3 protein-coding genes and 1 pseudogene are annotated in these 3,800 nt (G+C 61.1%); 1 reads left to right on the top strand and 3 read right to left on the bottom strand.

Going from position 1 to position 3,800, the window contains the following annotated elements; genetic code table 11:
* Positions 1–173: 173 nt before the first annotated feature.
* From ACLBW8_RS28580 to fae, 3 genes are read right to left on the bottom strand one after another with little or no spacing between them, the layout of a single operon-like run.
* Complete coding sequence (locus ACLBW8_RS28580) at positions 174–1,607, bottom strand: NAD-dependent succinate-semialdehyde dehydrogenase (RefSeq protein ID WP_447806919.1); 1,434 nt, start codon at positions 1,605–1,607, stop codon at positions 174–176.
* Positions 1,604–2,638 carry an aldo/keto reductase gene (locus ACLBW8_RS28575; RefSeq protein ID WP_447806918.1) on the bottom strand — a complete coding sequence of 345 codons (1,035 nt, stop codon included), beginning with the start codon at positions 2,636–2,638 and terminating at the stop codon, positions 1,604–1,606. The genes ACLBW8_RS28580 and ACLBW8_RS28575 overlap by 4 nt, the downstream gene beginning before the upstream one ends.
* Positions 2,639–2,648: 10 nt before the next feature.
* Positions 2,649–3,161 carry a formaldehyde-activating enzyme gene (gene fae, locus ACLBW8_RS28570; protein ID WP_259762594.1) on the bottom strand — a complete coding sequence of 171 codons (513 nt, stop codon included), beginning with the start codon at positions 3,159–3,161 and terminating at the stop codon, positions 2,649–2,651.
* A 324-nt stretch (positions 3,162–3,485) separates the two neighbouring features.
* On the opposite strand from fae, the pseudogene ACLBW8_RS28565 reads away from it, so the two are divergent.
* Positions 3,486–3,800, top strand: a pseudogene (locus ACLBW8_RS28565) (ribonucleotide-diphosphate reductase subunit beta); the annotation flags it as partial.

The following is a 3,800-nucleotide window of genomic DNA, read 5'->3' as shown; positions in this document are numbered from 1 at the left end:
GGCAAAGCGTTTTTTGGTTACTTTTTTAGGCGCTTTGTAAAAAAGTGACCCGCCGTAAGGGCGGAACCCTAAGCCGCCGTTACCGCAGCAACGGATATGCACCCCAACACCCCAACACCCCCGACACCCCGCTATCGCGAGCAAGCCAGCGCCCACCTTAGAGCGACGTTGTCTCACAAGCCCCCCATCAACAAGTATTTGATCTCCAGATAATCATCCAGCCCATACCTGGAACCTTCACGACCCAGCCCAGACTCCTTGATACCGCCAAACGGCGCGACTTCAGTAGAGATAATCCCTTCGTTGATACCCACCATGCCGGCTTCCAGGCCCTCAGCCATGCGCCACACCCGGCCGATATCACGACTGTAGAAGTACGCAGACAACCCGAACGGCGTGTCATTGGCACGTTGCAGCACCTCGGCCTCATCCTTGAAACGGAAGCACGCCGCCACCGGCCCAAAGGTTTCTTCCCGGGCAATCAACATATCGCCATGGGCTTCAGTCAGGATGGTCGGTTCGAAGAAGGTGCCCCCCAACGCGTGGCGACGACCGCCACACAGCAGCTTGGCGCCCTTCTCCAACGCATCGCCGACGTGGGCTTCAACCTTGGCCAGCGCCGCCGCGTTGATCAGCGGGCCCTGTTCGGTTTCGCCGTCCAACGCGCTGCCCACACGCATGGCACTGACCGCCTCCGCCAATTTGCGGGTGAAGGCCTCATACACCCCGTCCTGGATAAAGAAGCGGTTGACGCACACACAGGTCTGCCCGGTGTTGCGGAACTTGGAGGCCATGGCACCTTTGACGGCGGCCTCCAGGTCGGCATCGTCGAACACAATGAAGGGCGCGTTGCCACCCAGTTCCAGCGAAACTTTTTTCAGCGTGTCGGCGGCCTGGCGCATCAGCAATTTGCCGGTGCGGGTGGAGCCGGTGAATGACAGTTTGCGCACCACGCTGGAAGCTTGCAGTGCGCCGCCAATGGCGACGGCATCACCGGAGACGATGTTGAACACACCCGCCGGAATACCCGCCTGCTCCGCCAGCACCGCCAGGGCAAATGCCGACAGCGGGGTTTCTTCCGAAGGCTTGAGGATCATGGTGCAACCGGCCGCGAGCGCCGGGCCGACTTTGCGAGTGACCATCGCCAGCGGGAAGTTCCACGGGGTGATGGCCGCCACCACGCCAATCGCTTCCTTGGTCACGATGATGCGTGCATCAGCCTTGTGGGTCGGGATCACGTCGCCATAGGCGCGCTTGGCTTCTTCGCCGAACCACTCCAGAAAACTCGCGGCGTAGACCACTTCGCCCATCGCTTCGGCCAGGGGTTTGCCCTGTTCCAGGCTCAGCAGTTGGGCCAGGTCCTTCTGGTGGTCCAGCATCAGTTCGCTCCAGCGCTTGAGGCGCTGGCTGCGCTCCTTGGCGGTGAGCTTGCGCCAGGCCGGCAAAGCGCGGTTGGCGGCCTGGATGGCCAGGTCGGTGGCTTGCGCGCCCGCGCGCTGGACGTCTGCGATCAAGGCGCCATTGGCCGGGTTGAGCACCGGGTACGTCGGCCCACCGCTGGACCATTGGCCATCTATGTAGTTGCCAGTACGGATCAGCGGGTTCATGCCACGGCCTCGATCAGGTTGAAACGGTCCAGGCCCGGGCGGGCCTCGCGCAGGATGCGCTTGCCGGCGGTGTAGTCGTTGATCACATCGCACGGGGTGTAGTTGCGTTCCAGCTCGTGCAGTTCTTCGGCATCCAGCTGGGTGTCGAGGGCCGCGAGTGCGCTGTCAAATTGCGCGGTGGTGTCGGCGCCTACCAGCATCACATCGACGCCGGGATGGTTGGCGACCCAGGCCTGGGCGATCTGCGCATTCGACACACCACGGGCGCGTGCCACGCGTTGCACCGAATGGGCGATGTCGAACGACGCCTGGTCGCTGTACATCTGCTGGGTGAAGAAGTCGGTCTGGTTGCGGGTCGACTGCACTTCGCCGGTGAGCAAGCCACGGGCCAGCGGGCTGAACACCGAGACACCCAGGCCCTGGTCGCGGCAGAACGGGATCATCTCGCGCTCTTCCTCACGGTAGGCGCAGTTCAGTTGCAGCTGCATATTGATCGGCTTGACCCAGCCATTGCGCTCGCAGGCCATGAGGATCTTGGCCAGTTGGCCGGTGAGCATGGTCGATACGCCGATATAACGGGCCTTGCCGGAACGCACAATGTCGTTCATCGCGGCCATGGTTTCTTCGACCGGCGTATTGACATCGAAGTAATGCAGCATGAACACGTCGACGTAATCCATGCCCAGCCGGCTGAGGGACGCGTCGATGCTGTCCATGATGTGCTTGCGCGAGTGGCCGCTGGCGTTGATGCCATTGCGGGTGCCATAACCGACTTTGGTGGTGACCACGATGTCTTCACGCCGTGCCACGCGCTTGAGGATGCGCCCCACCACTTCTTCGCCGACACCCGCCGAATAGAAGTCAGCCAGGTCGATGAAGTTGACGCCGTTGTCCAAAGCGTGAGCGACGATCGGCTCGCTTTGCTTCTCATCGAAGATCCACGGTTTCCAATCCGGGGTGCCCATGTTCATGGTGCCCAGGCACAGGCGCGAGACTTGCAGGCCGGAGTTGCCCAAACGGATGTAGTGCATGGCAGTCTCCTCAGGCCTTGGGCGTGTAGAAAGGGTTACTGATGTGGTTGACCACGTCGGCCAACTGCGCGGTGTGCGGTGTGCCGGTCAAGGCGGCGCGGATCGCGGTGCGGCAGGCGTTGTAGTTATTCAGGTAGACGGCGTCCAGGTCATCGCAGGCCGGGTTAACCCAGTTGGCGGTAACGATGGCCCACTCGTCTTCGGCTTCCGGCGGCAACGTGCCGTCGAGCAAGGCTTCGAGCACCGCCTTGGCGATCCCGGCCTGGGACGCGCCCCAGGTGGCATTGCCGTGCAGGTCACTGCCGATGGCAGCTTTGTTGACGTAAAGGGTCATGGGTTTGACCGGGATATTCGGCTGGGCAATCACCATGAACGGGCAATGGCCCTGGCTTGGGGATGCGAGGCTGGTGGCGAACGCTTGGCCGGCAGGGCCATTGCGTGGGCCGATCAGGATGTTGATGTGGGCAGCATTGACGCCTGGGCCTTCGAAGCCTTCGCCGATGTACAGATCAAGTGATTTCATTTTCGCAAACGCTCATTGTTGTTATGGGGAGCTTGTTGGCGAATTTTTAGCATTGGGCGTTGAGGCGGCCGTAACCATTAAAAGTCATAGGGGTGTGAGTTTTGCTCATGGCCCCTGCGACGATCGGTGCCCGCTTGTGCCGTTGACCTGGTTTGTTACACACCATATAGTGTGCCCACAAACAGAACAGACCACTACATAGTGTGCAGCATCGGTATTTACTGACCACACTACGCGCAGTATTTCAATGCCTAGTAGCCTGCAAAACGCATATTTTTGGACGGGCTTAGACGCCGTCAAAACAGAACAGGAAGGAGTATTTCAATGCTGAGTTGGGATGAAGTCGACAACGAAGACACCGGTGCAGCGGTGATCAAAGGCGCCAATGCCGGCCACGCCAGCGAAGCCAACATGGACCGCCTCGACGGTGCCGGCGCCGCTGCTGCGCTGGAAGCACGCAATGTGACTGCCAACGACTCCGCTGCGATCATCCGCGCCAAGGCAGCCCTGGACAAACTCGACGTCGCCGAAGGCCTCGCCGAGCTCGAAGGCTCCGCCGCCCGCGTCGCCGTTGACGAAAAGCGCATGATCAACTGCCGCGCCGACCTCAACCAACTCGTGCCATTCAAGTACGACTGG

This window comes from Pseudomonas sp. M5A4_2d (genome assembly GCF_053345295.1).
This window is presented reverse-complemented; position numbering and strand designations above follow the sequence as displayed.

Bases quoted from the DNA above. Each gene is read 5' to 3' on its own strand.
- ACLBW8_RS28580 (WP_447806919.1), bottom strand. From the start codon at position 1,607: ATGAACCCGCTGATCCGTACTGGCAACTACATAGATGGCCAATGGTCC.
- fae (WP_259762594.1), bottom strand. From the start codon at position 3,161: ATGAAATCACTTGATCTGTACATCGGCGAAGGCTTCGAAGGCCCAGGC.
- ACLBW8_RS28575 (WP_447806918.1), bottom strand. From the start codon at position 2,638: ATGCACTACATCCGTTTGGGCAACTCCGGCCTGCAAGTCTCGCGCCTG.